An 18,176-nucleotide genomic window follows, 5' to 3' on the forward strand; every position below is an offset into this window, starting at 1 on the left:
TCAGACGGCGGACTTCTCGTCCTCCGGAACGGTGATCACCCAGCGGCTCCCCGGTCGCGGCCGGAGGTAGAACACCCAGTACAGAGCGGCGGCGGCGGTGATGCCACCGGTGATCCACAGGGCCTCGGCGCTCTGCTGCAGCATGACGTAGCCGAGCACGGCCAGGATGACCACCGGCACGACCGGCCAGGCCGGCATCCGCCAGGCTCCCGACTCCTTGTGCTTTCCGCGTCGGGCGCCCAGTGCCGCGACGGCGACGAAGCCGTAGAGCAGGGTCACGGCCACCCCGGTGACCAGGCCCAGGGTGGTCAGGTTGACGAAGCAGAGCCCTGCACCGGGGACGCCGACCGCGAGGGTGGCCACCCAGGGCGCCCCGAAACGGGTGCTGATGGTGGCGAAGGCGCGGTTGACCGGCTCCGGCCAGGCCTTGTCACGGGCGGAGGCGTAGAGCACCCGGGAGTTCTGGATCACCATGACGATGGCGGCGTTGATGATGGCCAGGGCGACGCAGAGGCTGACGATGTTGCCGACCGTCGAGTTGGTCCAGGCGGTCACCATGCCGCTGATGTCCCCGTCGGCCAGGGCCTTGAGGCTGGGCGCGCCCAGGGTGATGGCGATGACCGGGACCAGGATCACGGCGGAGCCGATGACCAGCGTCCACATCACCGTGCGGGGGACGGTGCGCTGCGGGCGGTCCATCTCCTCGGCCAGGTAGACGGCGGTGGAGAAGCCCTGGGTGATGAACAGTGCAGCGGCCAGACCTACGATGATCGTGCCGGTGCCGACGGCCCCGCCGGGGAGCTGGGGGTGGATCAGTACCGAGGCCGGGCGGTTCGCGTGGGCGAAGCCGAGCACGGCGACCAGCGAGGCCGCAGCGACCTCCAGACAGAGGAAGATGCCGGTGATCCAGGCGTTGGCGCGCAGGTCCAGCAGGCCCACGACGGTCGCGGCCAGCATCACGACCGCACCCATGACCTTGGCATCGACGTGCACGAACGGCGCCAGGTACTCGGCGGTGCCCAGGGCGATGATCGGCGGCACGATCATGACCACGATCAGCGCCTGGACGAACGCCAGCCACCCGGCGAAGCGGCCCACGGTGTGCCCGGCCATCGCGTACTCGCCGCCGGCGCTGGGGATCAGCGTGCCGAGCTCCGAGTAACACCAGGCCACGCCGACGCAGAGGACCATGGCGATCAGCAGGGTGAGCGCGGTCCCGGTGCCGAGGCTGGCGAAGGAGGCGGGCACCAGCACGAACAGCGAGGAAGCGGGGGTCACGCACGACAGCGTCAGCAGGGTCCCGCCGACGACGCCGATGGAGCGCTTCAGCTTCTGGGGTTCGTCGGCCAGGGGGGCCTTCGCGAGTGCGACGCGGTCCTCGGGCGGACGGCTCAGGATGTCGGTCATGTGCGTTCCGATCGGATCGGTGGGGCTCTGGTGCGGGGAGAAGCGGTATCGCCTCCGGTCGGATGGGCTGCTGCGAATCTGTCGCTCTCCGGCCGCCATGTAACCCCTGCCGTTAACGGGGCGTCAAGGGCGGATTTGCTTCGGATTTCGTTGTGTAGTGGTCAAACGGCAACTGAAGTGATGGCCCATCAGCGTTCTGAGTCAAATGAACCTTTTGTCCATACGCCTTGATATCGATCGCAGTATCAATATCGAGCCTTCGAATAAAAGATCAAAATCGCCGACTGCCTGTCATGCTTATGGATCTTCGGAGCGGTCTCAGGGCAACGCACAAGGGGTCGCCGAGTGACGAATCACTCAGCGACCCCTTCGGATCGGACTGCCGTGCCGGGATAACGATTTACTGCTGCTGCCCGACCCACCCCGTCTGCACGGTGAACGTCCCGCGCCTTCTGGTGACCAGGACGCCCCGGCCCGGCGGCATCTGCTGGGGTCGGACGTTGCCCAGCAGCACGCCCTCGTCCCGGTCGCCGGACAGCACGATGCCCTGCGCTCCCAGCTCCTTCAGCCGCTGCATCACCGGCTCGTACAGGGCCCGGCCGGCGCCGCCGGAGCGGCGGGCGATGATGATGTGGAGCCCGATGTCCTTGGAGAACGGCAGGACCTCCAGCAGCTGCTGCAGCGGGTTGCCGGTCGAGGTGGCCACCAGGTCGTAGTCGTCGATGACCAGGAACAGCTCGGCGCCGGACCACCAGCTGCGGTCCCGCAGCTGCTCCTGGGTGACGTCGGGGCCGGGGATGCGGCGCTCCATCGAGCCCCTGATGTCGCCGAGGAATGCCTGCAGGGCCGGCTGCGCCGCCGCGTACTCGAGCAGGTGCGGACTGGTGACCACCCCCAGCAGCGAGCGCCGGTAGTCGCCGATGACGATGCGGGCCTGGTCCGGGGTGTAGCGCTCGGTGATGCCCTTGAGCAGCAGCCGCAGCAGCGCCGTCTTCCCGGTCTCGCCGTCACCGAAGACGATGAAGTGCGAGTCCGAGTCGAAGTTGAGGAACACCGGCGCCAGCGAGTTCTCGTCGATGCCGATGGCGATGCCCTGCTCGGGGTGTTCGAAGCCCTTGGGCAGCCGGTCGGCCGGCAGCACCTCGGGCAGCATCCGCACCTGGGGCGCGTGTGGCCCGGTCCAGGAACTGTTCACGGCCTGGACGAAGGCGGTCACGCCGTCGGCGAGGTCGTCGATCCCGCTGGAGCCGTCGATCCGCGGCAGACCGCTGAGGAAGTGCAGCTTGTCGGCGGTCAGACCGCGGCCCGGCGCTCCGGCCGGGACGTTCTGGGCGACCCTGCGGTCTATCTCCGACTCCATCGGGTCGCCGAGCTTGAGCTCGATCCGGGTCTGCAGCAGGTCCTTCAGCGCCGGACGGATCTCCCCGTAGCGGGAGGCGCCCACCACCACGTGCACGCCGTACGCCAGGCCGCGCTGGGCGATGTCGGTGACCAGCGGCTCCAGCAGCTCGAACTCCTGCCGGAAGGTGAGCCAGCCGTCGACCACCAGGAACACGTCGCCGTACGGCTCACCGGGCAGCGAGCCGTTCTTGCGGCGGTTGCGGAAGGTCGCGATGGAGTCGATGCCCTGCGCCCGGAACAGCTCCTCGCGCTGGGTCAGCAGGCCCGAGACCTCGCTGATCATGCGGCGCACCTTGTCGGCGTCCAGCCGTCCGGCGACCCCGCCGACATGGGGCAGGTCCTGCATGCCGATCATGCCGCCGCCGCCGAAGTCCAGCAGGTAGAACTGCACCTCGGAGGCGGTGTGGGTGAGTGCGAAGGAGCTGATCATGGTGCGCAGCAGGGTGGACTTGCCGGACCGCGGACCGCCCACCACCATGCCGTGCCCGGCGGCGCCGGAGAAGTCCAGGTAGAGCAGGTCGCGGCGCTGCTCGAACGGCTTGTCGACCAGACCGATCGGGGCGACCAGGCGGCCCGTCCCGGCGTACTCGGGCGCGCACAGCCCCCGGTCCGGCACCGCCCCCAGCGGCGGCAGCAACTGGTCCAGCGAGGGGGCCTCGCTGAGCGGCGGCAGCCACACCTGGTGGGCCGGCGGGCCCTGGCCCTCCAGCCGGTCGACGATCACGTCCAGCACGGTGTCCGCCAGCGCGTCGTCCTGGCGGCGCGGGGCCTCCGGCTCCATCTCGTTCAGCGGCAGCAGCGGCTTGGCCACCGGGGCGCCGGTGAACAGCACCGGGCGCTGCCTGCGGACCCGCCCGGTCGACTCCTGGACGGCGCCGCTGCGGTAGGGGCCGGACACATAGGCGGCCTTGAACTGCGCCATCACATCGGTGCCGAACTTGAGGTAGCCGACACCGGGCACCGGCGGCAGGTGGTAGGCGTCGGGGACGCCCAGCGCCGCCCGGGACTCTGCGGCCGAGAAGGTCCGCAGCCCGATCCGGTAGGAGAGGTAGGTGTCCAGGCCGCGGAGCCGGCCCTCCTCCAGCCGCTGCGAGGCCAGCAGCAGGTGCACGCCCAGGGAGCGGCCGATCCGGCCGATCTGGATGAACATCTCGATGAAGTCGGGCTTGGCGGTGAGCAGTTCGCTGAACTCGTCGATGATCAGCAGCAGCGAGGGCAGCGGCTCCAGCGGGGCCCCGGCGGCGCGGGCCCGCTCGTAGTCGTGGACGTTGGCGTAGTTGCCGGCCGCGCGCAGCAGCTCCTGACGGCGGTTCAGCTCGCCGGTGATGGAGTCGCGCATCCGGTCGACCAGGGTGAGCTCCTCGGCCATGTTGGTGATGACCGCCGAGGTGTGCGGCATGTCGGCCATGCCGGCGAAGGTCGCACCGCCCTTGAAGTCCGCCAGGACGAAGTTCAGCGTCTCGGAGGAGTGCGTCATCGCCAGGCCCAGCACCAGGGTGCGCAGCAGTTCCGACTTGCCGGAGCCGGTCGCGCCGACGCACAGGCCGTGCGGGCCCATGCCCTCCAGCGCCGCCTCCTTGAGGTCCAGCATCACCGGTTCGCCGCCGGCGCCCAGGCCGATCGGGACGCGCAGCTTGTCGTGCATCGCCCGGGGCCGCCAGGTCCGGGCCACGTCCACGGACATGGCGTCGCCGACGCCCATCAGATCGGTGAAGTCCAGGTTCGCCAGCAGCGGTTCGTCGTCGTCGCCGATCGAGGCGCGCAGCGGGGCCAGCTGCCGGGCCAGCGCCTCGGCCTGCCAGGCGCTGAGGAGGTCGGGTCGGCCGTGGTAGACGCTGCCGACGGTGGTGAGCTGCATCCGCTCGGGGCTCACCACCACGGCGAGCGCGCCGCGCGGCTCGTCCAGGTCACCGGGGACGACCTCGATGACGGTCACGCCCTGCAGACCCTCGCCACTGGCCAGCAACGAGTCGGCGCCGACCGCGGCGCCGTCCAGGACGACGACCAGGTGCGGCTGCTCCGGGACCGGAGTGGCGTCGCGGTGGAAGCGGGCGCGGCCGGCCAGCTGGTCGGCGAGCATGCCCTCCAGGGCGTCCAGCGAGGTGCAGATCATCCTGGCCGATCCGGCGCCGTCCGACTCGGTCGGGTGCTGGACGTGGGGCAGCCACTTGGCCCACTCCCACTCGGGTCCGGCGCCGGGGGCGGCGGCGATGCCGATCATCAGGTCGTCGGGGGAGTGCAGCGTGCTCAGCTGGGCCAGTGCGGCGCGGACCGTCCCGTAGACGCTGTCCGGGTCGCCGGAGACGGAGAGGTGGTAAAAGGCGCGCAGCGAGACGGCCAGCGGCAGGTCGGGCAGGGTGCCGTGGGCGGCGAGGAAGCTCTTCATCGCCTCGGCCGTCAGCGGTTCCAGCTCGTCCACGGGGGCCGTCTGCGGCGGCACCAGACGGGTCGCCAGCTGCTGCGGTCCGGTGCCGAGCCTGATCTGGGCGAAGTCACTGTCACTGGCCCGGCGCTCCCACAGCCGGCGGCCCTCGGCGACGACGGCCCACAACTGGTCCGGGGCGGGGTGCAGATAGAGCTGGGCGTCGCGCTGGTCGGCCGCGGTGCGGCGGACCTGCTTGCGCAGCTGGGCGAGGTACTTGAGGTAGTCGCGGCGCGCGTCCTCCATCTCCCCGCCGCCGCCCTTGCGTTGGGAGCTGACCTGGGCGACGGCCATGGCCACGGTCGAGGCGACCATCAGACCGCCCATCACCTTCATCATCATCTGCATGCCGGGCATGAAGAAGAAGGCGGCGGAACCCGCGGTGGCCAGCATCGGCAGCATGGCCTGCCACCACTTGCCGCCGTCGCCGCGGGGCAGTTCCGGCGGCGATTCCAGGCGGATCTCCTCGCCCGGCACCGCGGGCGGGTGCACCCGCGGCGGTCGCTTGACGGTTACCACGCTCAAGGTCGTACCAGCCTCGTCCTGTCGAGTCCCCTGACGGGCACGGACGGTCGCCGCTGGCGCTCCCCGTGTCACCGCTCTCCGCAGGGGCCGATCCTAGTCCCTACCGTGACAGGGGCAGGCCATGAGGGTGTCCCGGCAGACCGCTCTGCAGCGGTGGTCCGGTGGTGTACGGAGGGACAGGGCGCACGGGCGGACGAAGGCGCCCCGGCCGGGGGCGAGGACCGTCCCGGCTGCCGGTAGGGTGAGCGCCTGACAGAGGACAGCAAAGACTGCCAACGCGGCACTCACAGGGGGAGGGGCTCCGGGTGAGCACCAGCGCATCCACCGGATTCTGCCGGGTCACCGTCGTCGCACCGGACAGCCGGATCGATGTCGCGCTGCCCGAGGACATCCCGCTGGCCGACGTCTACCCCGAGGTGCTGCGGCTGTCCGGGCAGACCCTGCCCGAGGGCGCGCCCACCGGATTCCACCTGGTGCGCCGCGACGGCACGGTGCTCGACAGCAGTCTGCCGCTGGTCGCCCAGCAGGTCCGCGACGGTGACCTGCTGAGCCTGCGCCCCTTCGCCGACTCGCTGCCGCCGGCTGTCTACGACGACGTGGCCGAGGCCATCGCCACCGCGGTCTCCGCCGACCGCAGCCTGTGGGGTCCGCAGCTGATGCGCGGCGCCGCGCTGATCGGCGGGGTGGTCCTGCTGGTGCTGCTGGGCTTCGCGCTGTGGTTCTGCGACCTGCGCCACGACATGCACTCCCTTCCCGGCCTGCTCTCCGGCGTCACCGCGCTGGTGCTCACCGCCCTCGCCGGGGTCCGCGCCCGGGTCTACGACGACCGGGGCAGCGCGCTGGCGCTCGGGCTCGCCGCGCTGCCGCACGCGCTGATCGGCGGCTCCGGGATCATCGCGATCGACCAGAACCAGGCCATGACGAACGGTCCCGGCCGGGTCCAGTTCCTGGTCGGCTGTGTCGCCGTACTCATCCTGTCGGTGCTGCTCACCGCGCTGATGCCGGGTGGCGACGCGCCCTTCGTGGCAGCCACCGTGGTCTCCGCGGCCGGCACCCTGGCCACCTTCGCCGCCATCCTGACCGACGCCTCGGCCCGCCAGGTGGCCTCGGCGGCGGCCGTGGTCGCCGTCGCGCTGATCGGCTTCCTGCCCCAGCTCTCGGCCCGCTTCGCACGCCTCCCGGTCGCCTTCCACGCCCCGCAGCAGGTCGACCCGCGCGCGGGCGACCGGCTCGGCGCCCAGTCCGGCGCCCAGCCGGCCGCCGAGGAGGACCCGGCCGACTACACCCGGATCGCCGCCAGGGCCCGCCGTGGCCATGAGCTGCTGGTCGGGCTGGTGGGCGGCTGTGCCGCCGTCGTCATCGGCAGCACCGCCGTGCTCGCCTTCACCGACAGCACCATGCCGGAGGTGCTCGCCCTGGTCCTCGGCCTGAGCACGATGCTCCGCGCCCGCCTGTTCCGGCACACCACCCAGGTGATCTGCCTGCTCGGGGCCGGCCTGCTCAGCCTCGGCCTGCTGGTCGTCGGCATCTCCCTGAACCTGCAGGGCTTCCTCGTCGCGAACGTCGCCAGGACCTCGGCGGTGGACGTGCGCATCCTGGGACTGGGCGCCGCCATCGCCCTCGGCGCCGCACTGCTGGTCGCCGTCGGCCTGATCGTCCCGGTCCGCGGGGTCAGCCCGTTCTGGGGCCGCATCCTGGACCTGGTCGACGGCCTGCTGCTGATCTCGCTGATCCCGCTGGCGCTGGCTGTCCTCGACGTCTACTCGACCGTCCGCAGCTTCACCAGCTGAGGCCCGGCCGAGGCCGGAGCAGACGCTGTCAAGGGGTACTCTGCCGCGCTGGTAGGCTGGTGCAGGGTTCAAGGCCTGTCCTTGGCCCCGCCGCCGGGTTCCACGAGTTCCTGTGAAGCAGACCAGGACCATCCGGCACCACGAGACACCAAGGAGTTGCTGTGGCCCTCGACGCCGCTGTCAAGAAGCAGATCATGGACGAGTTCGGCACCAAGGAGGGCGACACCGGCTCCCCCGAGGTCCAGGTCGCCATGCTCAGCCGCCGTATCTCGGACCTGACCGAGCACCTCAAGACCCACAAGCACGACCACCACTCGCGTCGTGGCCTGCTGCTCCTCGTCGGCCAGCGCCGCCGTCTGCTGCAGTACCTGGCCAAGAAGGACATCGAGCGCTTCCGCACCCTGGTCGACCGCCTCGGCATCCGCCGCGGTGCCGCCGGCGCGGCCCGCTAGTACCTCGCCCGGGGGCGGCTCCCATCACATGGGAGCCGCCCTTCGGCACATCCTGGCCCCGATCCTCCTCCCCGAGCGGGAGGAGCCGCCCCGCGGAAATGATTGGGCAGGGCGCACGCGTGGGAAAGACTGCGTGCGTAAGGTGAGAAGGAAGGGTGGAGCGTCCTCCGGTCGCGCGCGCCGCGCGTGACGACGAGAGGGCCCGACACCGCGGGACGACCGGACCGGTCGCCGCCCGCAAAGACGCGGAGCGTCCACACGCATCCCGACCATCGGCGCCACCGGGCGCCGGTCCTCGGTAGTGGCCGCCGGAGGAACGAGCGCATCAGCGCCGCCCGTCCGGAGGCTTCGATCGAAGACCGGCCAGGGCCGCCACCAGGTCGATCGGTGCGGGGACGCTCCACCTGAGGAATACGAAGGAGATCTTCCAGGTGGAAGACAACACCACGCACGAAGCCGTAGCCGTCATCGACAACGGTTCTTTCGGTACCCGCACCATCCGCTTCGAGACCGGTCGTCTCGCCAAGCAGGCCGCCGGCTCCGCCGTCGCCTACCTGGACGACGAGACGATGATCCTCTCGGCGACCAGCGCCTCGAAGCAGCCCAAGGACCACTTCGACTTCTTCCCGCTGACGGTGGACGTCGAGGAGCGGATGTACGCGGCCGGGCGCATCCCCGGCTCGTTCTTCCGTCGTGAGGGCCGCCCCTCCGAGGACGCGATCCTCACCTGTCGTCTGATCGACCGCCCGCTGCGCCCGTCCTTCGTCAAGGGCCTGCGCAACGAGATCCAGGTCGTCTGCACGATCATGGCGCTCAACCCCGACGACCTCTACGACGTCGTCGCCATCAACGCCGCCTCCGCCTCTACCCAGCTGGCCGGCCTGCCGTTCTCCGGTCCCATCGGTGGCGTCCGGGTCGCGCTGATCAAGGGCCAGTGGGTCGCCTTCCCGCGCCACAGCGAGCTGGAGGAGGCCGTGTTCGACATGGTCGTCGCCGGCCGCACCCTGCCGGACGGCGACGTCGCGATCATGATGGTGGAGGCCGAGGCCACCACCAAGACGATCGAGCTGGTCAAGGGCGGCGCCGCCGCCCCGACCGAGGACGTCGTGGCCGCCGGCCTGGAGGCCTCCAAGGTCTTCATCAAGGAGCTGTGCCGCGCCCAGTCCGAGCTGGCCGCCCACGCCGCCAAGCCCACCGGCGAGTTCCCGATCTTCCTGGACTACCAGGAGGACGTGTTCGAGGCGCTCAGCGCCGCGGTCACCGAGGAGCTCGCGCAGGCGCTCACCATCGCCGGCAAGCAGGCCCGCGAGGCCGAGCTGGACCGGGTGAAGGGCCTCGCCTCCGACAAGCTGCTCCCGCAGTTCGAGGGCCGCGAGAAGGAGATCTCCGCCGCGTACCGCTCGCTGACGAAGAAGCTGGTCCGCCAGCGCGTCATCAAGGACAAGGTCCGCATCGACGGCCGCGGGGTCACCGACATCCGCACCCTGGCCGCCGAGGTCGAGGTCATCCCCCGCGTCCACGGTTCGGCCCTGTTCGAGCGCGGCGAGACCCAGATCCTGGGCGTCACCACGCTGAACATGCTCCGGATGGAGCAGCAGCTGGACACGCTGGCGCCGGAGACCCGCAAGCGCTACATGCACAACTACAACTTCCCGCCGTACTCCGTCGGCGAGACCGGCCGCGTGGGCTCGCCCAAGCGCCGCGAGATCGGCCACGGCGCGCTCGCCGAGCGTGCGCTGCTCCCCGTGCTGCCGACCCGCGAGGAGTTCCCCTACGCGATCCGTCAGGTGTCCGAGGCTCTCGGGTCCAACGGCTCCACCTCGATGGGCTCGGTCTGCGCCTCGACCATGTCGCTGCTGAACGCCGGTGTGCCGCTGAAGGCCGCCGTCGCCGGTATCGCCATGGGCCTGATCTCGCAGGAGATCGACGGCGAGACCCACTACGTCGCGCTGACCGACATCCTGGGCGCCGAGGACGCGTTCGGCGACATGGACTTCAAGGTCGCCGGCACCAAGACCTTCGTCACCGCGCTGCAGCTCGACACCAAGCTCGACGGCATCCCCGCCTCGGTCCTGGGCGCCGCGCTGAAGCAGGCCCACGACGCGCGTCTGCACATCCTGGACGTGATGAACGAGGCGATCGACGTCCCGGACGAGATGTCCGAGTTCGCGCCGCGCATCATCACCATCAAGATCCCGGTTGACAAGATCGGTGAGGTCATCGGCCCGAAGGGCAAGATGATCAACCAGATCCAGGAGGACACCGGCGCGGACATCACCATCGAGGACGACGGCACCATCTACATCGGTGCGGTCGACGGTCCCTCGGCGGAGGCTGCCCGTACGACGATCAACCAGATCGCCAACCCGACCATGCCGGAGGTCGGCGAGCGCTACCTGGGCACCGTGGTGAAGACCACGACGTTCGGCGCGTTCGTGTCGCTCATGCCGGGCAAGGACGGCCTGCTGCACATCTCGCAGATCCGCAAGCTCGCCGGTGGCAAGCGCGTGGAGAACGTCGAGGACGTGCTCGCGGTCGGCGCCAAGGTGCAGGTCGAGATCGCCGAGATCGACCCGCGCGGCAAGCTCTCGCTGATCCCCGTGGTCGAGGGCGGCGACGAGGCCGCCGCCGAGGCCGAGGCCAAGTAGCAGCGCAGCACCACCACGCGGCCCGGTCCCCCGTTCGGAGGACCGGGCCGCACCCCGTATGCAGCAGTCCCTCCAGCTCATTACTTCAGCTCGTCCCTCCAGCTCATCAGTCGTCAGCGCCTAAGGAAGTCACGTGGCACAGCAGCCCACGGCTGCGCAGCAGCGCCCCGGTTCCACCAAGACCCTGCTCAAGGGCACGGACGGGGCCGGCGTCGTGCGCCGGACCGTCCTCCCCGGCGGCCTGCGGGTCGTCACCGAGACCCTGCCGACGGTGCGCTCCGCCGCCTTCGGCATCTGGGTCGGCGTCGGCTCGCGCGACGAGACGCCGGTGCTCAACGGCGCCACGCACTACCTGGAGCACCTGCTCTTCAAGGGCACCGATCGGCGCAGCGCCCTGGACATCTCCTCCGCGCTGGACGCGGTCGGCGGCGAGATGAACGCCTTCACCGCCAAGGAGTACACCTGCTACTACGCGCGGGTGCTCGACAACGACCTGCCGCTGGCCATCGACGTCGTCAGCGACATGCTGACCGGGTCGCTGATCCGCCAGGAGGACATCGACACCGAGCGCGACGTCGTCCTCGAAGAGATCGCGATGACCGAGGACGACCCGGGCGACGTGGTGCACGACCTGTTCGCCCAGGTGATGTTCGGCTCCTCGCCGCTGGGACGTCCGGTGCTCGGCACCGTCGACACCATAAACGCGCTCACCCGGGACCAGGTGGCCGGCTTCTACAAGCGCCGCTACCGCCCGGAGCACCTGGTCGTGGCCGCGGCCGGCAACGTGGACCACGCCAAGGTGGTCCGCCAGGTCGAGAAGGCCTTCGCCGCGGCGGGGGCACTGACCCGGACCGACAGCGTCCCGGCCGAGCCGCGCGGCGGCACCCGGGCGCTGCGCACCGCGGGCCGGGTCGAGATCCTGGACCGGCCCACCGAGCAGGCCCACCTGGTCCTCGGCCTGCCGGGCCTGGCCCGCAGCGACCCGCGCCGCTGGGCCCTGGGTGTGCTCAACTCCGCGCTGGGCGGCGGAATGAGCTCCCGGCTGTTCCAGGAGGTCCGGGAGAAGCGCGGTCTCGCCTACTCGGTCTACTCCTACTCCTCCTCCTACGCCGACACCGGCCTGTTCGGCATCTACGCCGGCTGCCAGCCCAAGCGGGTCGAAGAGGTGCTGGCGATCTGCCGCCAGGAGCTCCAGCGCGTGGCCGACCAGGGCATCACCGAGGAGGAGCTGAAGCGGGCGATCGGGCAGATCTCCGGCTCGACCGTGCTGGGCATGGAGGACACCGGGTCGCTGATGTCCCGCATCGGCAAGGCCGAGCTCTGCTACGGCACCCACCTCTCGGTGGACGACCTGTTGGCCAAGATCTCCGCGGTGACCCTCGACGACGTCCGCGAGGTCGCCTCCTCGGTGCTCGGCGCCTACAAGCCCTCGCTGGCCGTCATAGGCCCGGTCAGCGGCAAGCGCGCCGAACGCCTCACCGAAGCCCTGTAAGGGGCGCGAGGAACTGCGCTGCCAACCAACGCCCTGCCGTCACCCGCCCTCAGACAAGGAGTTGCACCCCGGATGACCACCCCCATTCGCGTCGCTGTAGTAGGCGCCACCGGCCGAATCGGCTCCGAGGCCGTCCGCGCCATCGAGGCCGCCCCGGATCTGGAACTCGTCGCCGCCCTCGGCCGCGCCGACAAGCGGGAGAAGCTCATCGACGCCGGGGCGCAGGTCGCCGTCGAGCTGACCCACCCCGACCAGGTGATGGACAACGTCGAGTTCTGCGTCAACAACGGCATCCACGCGGTGGTGGGGACCACCGGGTGGACCGCGGAGCGCCTGGACACCCTCAGGACCTGGCTGGCCGGCGCCCCCGGCACCGGCGTCCTGATCGCGCCCAACTTCTCCATCGGCGCCCTGCTCACCATGCGCTTCGCCCAGCAGGCGGCCCGCTACTACGAGTCCGTCGAGGTCATCGAGCTGCACCACAACAACAAGGCGGACGCCCCCAGCGGCACCGCCACCCGTACGGCGCAACTCATCGCCGCGGCCCGCGCCGAGGCCGGCCTGGCTCCGCAGACGGATCCCACCACCCACGGACTGGACGGCGCCCGCGGCGCCGTCGTGGACGGGGTGCCGGTGCACGCGGTGCGGATGCGCGGCCTGCTGGCCCACCAGGAGGTGCTCTTCGGTGACACCGGCGAGACCCTGACCATCCGTCATGACTCGCTGCACCACAGCAGCTTCATGCCGGGCATCCTGCTGGGCGTGCGCCGGGTGGTGGACACCCCCGGGCTGACCTTCGGCCTTGAGAACTTCCTCTTCGAGGACGTCTGATGGCTCGCATCGGCTACTTCGTCATCTCGGCGGTCCTGCTGCTGGGCTTCCTGGTCATCGTGGTGACCGGGGTCCAGCTGATGGCCACCGGCGAGGGCCTGGGCATCGGCATCGGGATCTGCGCCGAGGTGCTGGTGGCCCTGGGCGTCTGGTTCCTCTGGAAGACCTACCGCTTCGGCCGGCGCAGCGCCGCGCTGGCGCGGGCCCTGGAGGCCGAGGGCGGCCTCCCGGTGGACGAGCTGAAGCGCAGCGCCGGCGGCCGGATCGACCGGGACTCGGCGGACGCCGTCTTCGCCCGGCGCCAGGCCGAGACGGAGCGCACGCCGGAGGACTGGCGCGCCTGGTTCCGCCTGGCCGTCGCCTACGCGGACGCCCGCGACACGCCGCGGGCCCGCAAGGCGATGCAGCACGCCATCAAGCTCCACGACGGACCGGGGCAGGGAGCTCCGACCGCTGGCTGACGATAGGCGTCGCCGTCTCCTGGGTGCCGTACTGAAGCTCGGTCAGGACCGTGCTGCCGAGCCTCAGGGCGGTGCGCTCGCCGGTCGGGCGCAGCCCCTGGCGCTCGTAGAAGGAACGGCCCCTGGCGTTGCCCTCCAGGACCCAGAGCACCTGCTGCCAGTACCCGTCCGCGCCGAGGCGGGCACGGGCGGCGGTCAGCAGCGCGGCTCCGGCGCCGGTGGACCAGGCGTCCGGATGGGCGTAGAGCGCGTACACCTCCCCACGCTCCCTGCCGTGCCCCTCGCGGTACCGGCCCGGCATCGGGCGTTCCGGGCCGCACATGGCGAAGGCGACGATCCGGTCGCCGCGCACGGCCACCAGGTCGTGGTAGCCGAAGGGATTCCCCTGGAGCCTGCGGACGGCGCGGGACACGGCCTCGGGCCCGGTGTCCATGGCGTCGAGGTACGCGGGTGGCATCAGATCCGCGTAGGCGGCGCGCCAGGACGCGGCCCGCAACTGCACCACCTCGGCGACATCCGCTGCTTCCGCGTCCCGGACCAGGGGTTGTTCCAGTCGTTCCGACATACCCTCCCTTTCCTGTGTACCAGGGTAGGGAGTCGGACTGCCAGGTCGTGCCCCGGTCGCCGCTAGGCTGGCCCGCAGCCGTAACCGGCCCGGACGCAGCACCGCACCACCGAAAGGACGCAGCAGGTGACCGACGAAGCCCCCGCCGTACCGGAGCCGATCTTCAGGGACGACTTCACCGTCGAGCTCGTGCGCAGCAGCGCGCAGGATGCCGACGTGCTGTTCGCCGCCCGGGTCTCCACCGCCGGTGAGCAGTCCATCGACGAGCTCGGAAAGGACCCGGCGCGTTCCAAGGGGCTCATCAACTACCTGATGCGCGACCGCCACGGCACCCCGTTCGAGCACAACTCGATGACCTTCCTGGTCAGCGCCCCGATCTTTGTCTTCCGGGAGTTCCAGCGGCACCGGGTCGGATTTTCTTACAACGAGGAGAGCGGCCGATACCGCGAGCTGCAGCCGGTCTTCTACGTCCCCGCCGCCGAGCGCAAGCTGGTCCAGAAGGGCCGCCCCGGCAAGTACGAGTTCTTCGAGGGCACGGCCGACCAGTACAAGGCGGTGAGCTCCGCCATGGAGGACTCGTACCGCCAGTCATACGCCGCCTACCAGGCGATGCTCGCCGAGGGCGTCGCCCGCGAGGTGGCCCGTGCGGTGCTGCCGGTGGGTCTGTTCTCCTCGATGTACGCGACCTGCAACGCCCGCTCGCTGATGCACTTCCTCTCGCTGCGCACCAAGGACGAGCGGGCGAAGGTGCCCTCGTTCCCGCAGCGGGAGATCGAGATGGTGGCGGAGAAGATGGAGGCGAAGTGGGCCGAGCTGATGCCCCTGACGCACGCCGCCTTCAACGAGCACGGACGGGTCGCGCCCTAGGGACAGCGGGGCTGTGGGGGCCCTGCCTCACATAGCGTCAGATCTCTCATATGTCCCATTTGCGGGATATCGCACAGTTCCTTAGTCTCAGAGAACGAGCCCCGGTGCCGCCTGAACCCCCGAGCAGGCGGCACCGGGCTCCTCGTTCGTTTCTCCTGATGGACCGCCTGTGCTTGGACAGTCCCGCAACGAGTAGCGTTGGGTTCATGGCTCCGACCTCCACCCCTGAGATCCCCTTCGGCAGGGCGCTGACCGCGATGGTGACCCCGTTCACCGCCGACGGTTCCCTCGACCTCGAAGGCGCCCAGCGTCTGGCGGCCCATCTGGTCGACGCGGGCAACGACGGACTCGTCGTGAACGGCACCACCGGCGAATCGCCGACCACCACCGACGCTGAGAAAAGCGCCCTGGTCAGGGCCGTGGTGGAGGCCGTCGGAGACCGCGCCCACGTGGTCGCGGGGGTAGGAACCAACGACACCCGCCACTCGGTCGAGCTGGCCCGCCAGGCCGAGCAGGCCGGCGCCGGCGGACTCCTGGTCGTGACGCCGTACTACAACAAGCCTCCGCAGGAGGGTCTGCGCCGACACTTCACCTCGGTCGCCGACGCCACCGGACTCCCGGTCATGCTCTACGACATTCCCGGCCGCAGCGGTGTCCCCATCGACACCGAGACCCTGGTCCGTCTGGGCGAGCACCCCCGGATCGTCGCCAACAAGGACGCCAAGGGCGACCTCGCGGCAGCAGGCTGGGCGCTCTCCCGCAGCGGCCTGGCCTGGTACTCCGGCGACGACATGCTGAACCTGCCGCTGCTCGCGATCGGCGCGGTCGGGTACGTCAGCGTGGTCGGCCATGTGGTCGCCGCGGAGTTGCGTGACATGCTGGACGCACACCTCGCAGGCGACGTGGCCAAGGCCGCGGAGATCCATCAGCGCCTGTTGCCGGTATTCACCGGTATGTTTCGTACTCAAGGCGTGATCACCACTAAGGCTGCCCTGTCCCTACTGGGCCTCCCGGCCGGTCCGCTGCGACTGCCGCTGGTCGAGGCCACTGACGCTGAGGTCGAACAGCTGAAGAAGGATCTCACCGCCGGAGGGGTACACCTCTGACAACGGAGGGGTACACCTCCGAACAACAGACTTCCACGTCCTGCCCGCCCAGCGGAGCTGCGACGTGTTGCACCACGAACCACGGAAAAGAAGAAACGATGCCGCCCGCACTGTGCACCCAATCGGGGTGCGTGGTGTGCGCGGAGAGGAGAGACTTTTGAGCCATCCGCACCCTGACCTGGGCACCCCGCCGCCACTTGCCGAGGGGGCGCTCCGCGTCACCCCGCTGGGCGGACTCGGTGAGATCGGCCGCAACATGACGGTGTTCGAGTACGGCGGCCGCCTGCTCATCGTCGACTGCGGCGTCCTGTTCCCCGAGGAGCAGCAGCCCGGCGTCGACCTGATCCTGCCCGACTTCACCTCCATCCGGGACCGGCTGGACAAGATCGACGGCATCGTCCTCACCCACGGGCACGAGGACCACATCGGCGCCGTTCCGTACCTGCTCCGCGAGAAGCCGGACATCCCGCTGATCGGCTCCAAGCTGACGCTGGCGCTGATCGAGGCCAAGCTCACCGAGCACCGCATCCGGCCGTACACGCTGGAGGTGAAGGAGGGCGAGCGCGAGCGCATCGGCGCGTTCGACTGCGAGTTCATCGCGGTGAACCACTCCATCCCGGACGCGCTCGCCGTCGCCATCCGTACCCCGGCCGGCATGGTGGTCGCCACCGGCGACTTCAAGATGGACCAGCTGCCCCTCGACAAGCGGCTCACCGACCTGCCGACCTTCGCCCGTCTGGGTGAGGAGGGCATCGACCTGCTGCTGGTGGACTCCACCAACGCCGAGGTCCCCGGGTTCATCGCGCCGGAGCGGGACATCGGCCCGGTGCTCCAGCAGGTCTTCGACCGCGCCGACAAGCGGATCATCGTGGCCAGCTTCGCCAGCCACGTCCACCGCATCCAGCAGGTCCTGGACACCGCCCACGAGTTCGGCCGCAAGGTCGCCTTCGTCGGCCGCTCGATGGTCCGCAACATGGGCATCGCCCGTGACCTCGGCTACCTCAAGGTGCCGGGCGGCCTGGTCGTCGACGTGAAGACGCTGGACGACCTGCCCGACGAGGACGTGGTGCTGATCTGCACCGGTTCCCAGGGCGAGCCGATGGCGGCGCTGTCCCGGATGGCCAACCGCGACCACCAGATCCGCATCGTCGAGGGTGACACCGTCATCCTCGCGTCCTCGCTGATCCCGGGCAACGAGAACGCGGTCTACCGCGTCATCAACGGCCTGACCAGGTGGGGCGCGGACGTCGTCCACAAGGGCAACGCCAAGGTGCACGTCTCCGGACACGCCTCGGCCGGCGAGCTGCTGTACTTCTTCAACATCTGCAAGCCCCGCAACCTGATGCCGGTCCACGGCGAATGGCGGCACCTGCGGGCGGTCTCCGAGCTGGGCCAGAAGACCGGCATCAGCAAGGACCACATCGTCATCGCCGAGGACGGTGTGGTGATCGACCTGGTCAACGGCTCCGCGAAGATCGTCGGCAAGGTCCAGGCCGGCTATGTGTACGTCGACGGCCTCTCGGTCGGCGACATCAGCGAGGGCTCGCTGAAGGACCGCCGCATCCTCGGCGAGGAGGGCATCATCTCGGTCTTCCTGGTGGTGGACTCCAACACCGGCAAGATCACCGCAGGCCCCAACATCCAGGCCCGCGGCTCCGGCATCGACGACGACGCCTTCGGCCCTGCCATCTCCAAGATGCAGGACGCCCTGTCGCGTTCGGCGCAGGACGGCGTCATCGAACCCCGCCAGGTCCAGCAGCTGGTCCGCCGGGTTCTCGGGAAGTGGGTGTCCGACACCTACCGCCGACGCCCGATGATCCTCCCGGTGGTCGTGGAGGTCTGATCGCGCAGCGGGGCCCGGGCAGACCACTGGTCTGCCCGGGCCCCGCTCGATTTGACACGGTGTTGACGGGTGCGTAACGTTCTGCGAGTTGCCCTGCGGACAGCAGTGGCGGCAAAACCCCCGATGAGATGGTGTGGCTCTGTTTTGTCATGCCCGAATTCGGGAATGCGGCGGAATTGGCTTGTACCGAGGAATTCCGCTAGAGTTTCACTCGTCGGAACGGGCCGGAAACGGTCTGGTACGGTGGGGAACGAAGGAAGCGCCCGGAGGACTGGTGTGAAAGCCGCTCGAAGGAAGCGTCCGTACCTTGAGAACTCAACAGCGTGCCAAAAGTCAACGCCAAATGTTGATACCCCGTCCGCCTGC

General features: G+C 70.0%; 12 protein-coding genes. 9 read left to right on the forward strand and 3 right to left on the reverse strand.

Features of this window, described 5'->3' with window-relative positions:
* Together ABH941_RS38260 and eccCa are read right to left on the reverse strand one after the other, a co-directional pair.
* The gene (locus ABH941_RS38260; protein ID WP_370135721.1) at positions 1 to 1,407 is read right to left on the reverse strand and encodes an APC family permease; all 1,407 of its coding nucleotides are present in this window, start codon (positions 1,405 to 1,407) and stop codon (positions 1 to 3) included.
* 400 nt (positions 1,408 to 1,807) lie between these two features.
* On the reverse strand, positions 1,808 to 5,755 hold the full coding sequence (gene eccCa / locus ABH941_RS38265) for a type VII secretion protein EccCa (protein ID WP_370135724.1): 3,948 nt from the start codon (positions 5,753 to 5,755) through the stop codon (positions 1,808 to 1,810).
* Positions 5,756 to 6,060: 305 nt separating this feature from the next.
* On the opposite strand from eccCa, the gene eccD reads away from it, so the two are divergent.
* The 6 genes from eccD to ABH941_RS38295 all read left to right on the forward strand — a co-directional run bounded on the left by eccD (position 6,061) and on the right by ABH941_RS38295 (position 13,429).
* Complete coding sequence (gene eccD, locus ABH941_RS38270; protein ID WP_370135726.1) at positions 6,061 to 7,545, forward strand: type VII secretion integral membrane protein EccD; 1,485 nt, start codon at positions 6,061 to 6,063, stop codon at positions 7,543 to 7,545.
* A gap of 161 nt (positions 7,546 to 7,706) precedes the next feature.
* Positions 7,707 to 7,997 (forward strand): 30S ribosomal protein S15, encoded by a 291-nt coding sequence (rpsO, locus tag ABH941_RS38275; protein WP_030265570.1) that lies wholly within the window; start codon positions 7,707 to 7,709, stop codon positions 7,995 to 7,997.
* A gap of 431 nt (positions 7,998 to 8,428) precedes the next feature.
* Complete coding sequence (locus ABH941_RS38280; protein ID WP_370135729.1) at positions 8,429 to 10,645, forward strand: polyribonucleotide nucleotidyltransferase; 2,217 nt, start codon at positions 8,429 to 8,431, stop codon at positions 10,643 to 10,645.
* 133 nt (positions 10,646 to 10,778) lie between these two features.
* Positions 10,779 to 12,137 carry a M16 family metallopeptidase gene (locus ABH941_RS38285; protein ID WP_370135732.1) on the forward strand — a complete coding sequence of 453 codons (1,359 nt, stop codon included), beginning with the start codon at positions 10,779 to 10,781 and terminating at the stop codon, positions 12,135 to 12,137.
* A 72-nt stretch (positions 12,138 to 12,209) separates the two neighbouring features.
* Positions 12,210 to 12,968, forward strand: a complete 759-nt coding sequence (gene dapB / locus ABH941_RS38290) for a 4-hydroxy-tetrahydrodipicolinate reductase (RefSeq protein ID WP_370135735.1) — start codon at positions 12,210 to 12,212, stop codon at positions 12,966 to 12,968.
* Positions 12,968 to 13,429, forward strand: coding sequence for a hypothetical protein (locus ABH941_RS38295; protein WP_370135737.1), 462 nt, complete (start codon positions 12,968 to 12,970; stop codon positions 13,427 to 13,429). Before dapB ends, ABH941_RS38295 begins: the two co-directional genes overlap by 1 nt.
* Here the strand turns inward: ABH941_RS38295 and ABH941_RS38300 are convergent.
* A complete protein-coding gene (locus ABH941_RS38300) occupies positions 13,383 to 13,994 on the reverse strand; it encodes an N-acetyltransferase family protein (protein WP_370135740.1) in 612 nt (203 codons plus the stop codon). The genes ABH941_RS38295 and ABH941_RS38300 overlap by 47 nt on opposite strands.
* A 126-nt stretch (positions 13,995 to 14,120) precedes the next feature.
* On the opposite strand from ABH941_RS38300, the gene thyX reads away from it, so the two are divergent.
* The 3 genes from thyX to ABH941_RS38315 all read left to right on the forward strand — a co-directional run bounded on the left by thyX (position 14,121) and on the right by ABH941_RS38315 (position 17,810).
* Positions 14,121 to 14,861, forward strand: coding sequence for an FAD-dependent thymidylate synthase (gene thyX / locus ABH941_RS38305; protein ID WP_370135742.1), 741 nt, complete (start codon positions 14,121 to 14,123; stop codon positions 14,859 to 14,861).
* Between the two features lie 206 nt (positions 14,862 to 15,067).
* Entirely contained in the window at positions 15,068 to 15,967 is a 900-nt protein-coding gene (gene dapA, locus ABH941_RS38310) for a 4-hydroxy-tetrahydrodipicolinate synthase (protein WP_370135745.1), read from the forward strand.
* A 157-nt stretch (positions 15,968 to 16,124) separates the two neighbouring features.
* Positions 16,125 to 17,810, forward strand: a complete 1,686-nt coding sequence (locus ABH941_RS38315) for a ribonuclease J (protein ID WP_370135748.1) — start codon at positions 16,125 to 16,127, stop codon at positions 17,808 to 17,810.
* The last annotated feature ends 366 nt before the right edge of the window (positions 17,811 to 18,176 follow it).

Source organism: Streptacidiphilus sp. EB103A, from assembly GCF_041261405.1.
GTDB lineage: Bacteria > Actinomycetota > Actinomycetes > Streptomycetales > Streptomycetaceae > Streptacidiphilus.

What these genes read in the sequence shown, in the direction of transcription:
- dapA (WP_370135745.1), top strand. Translation starts at nt 15,068, where the DNA reads ATGGCTCCGACCTCCACCCCTGAGATCCCCTTCGGCAGGGCGCTGACC.
- ABH941_RS38260 (WP_370135721.1), bottom strand. Translation starts at nt 1,407, where the DNA reads ATGACCGACATCCTGAGCCGTCCGCCCGAGGACCGCGTCGCACTCGCG.
- ABH941_RS38300 (WP_370135740.1), bottom strand. Translation starts at nt 13,994, where the DNA reads ATGTCGGAACGACTGGAACAACCCCTGGTCCGGGACGCGGAAGCAGCG.
- dapB (WP_370135735.1), top strand. Translation starts at nt 12,210, where the DNA reads ATGACCACCCCCATTCGCGTCGCTGTAGTAGGCGCCACCGGCCGAATC.
- ABH941_RS38295 (WP_370135737.1), top strand. Translation starts at nt 12,968, where the DNA reads ATGGCTCGCATCGGCTACTTCGTCATCTCGGCGGTCCTGCTGCTGGGC.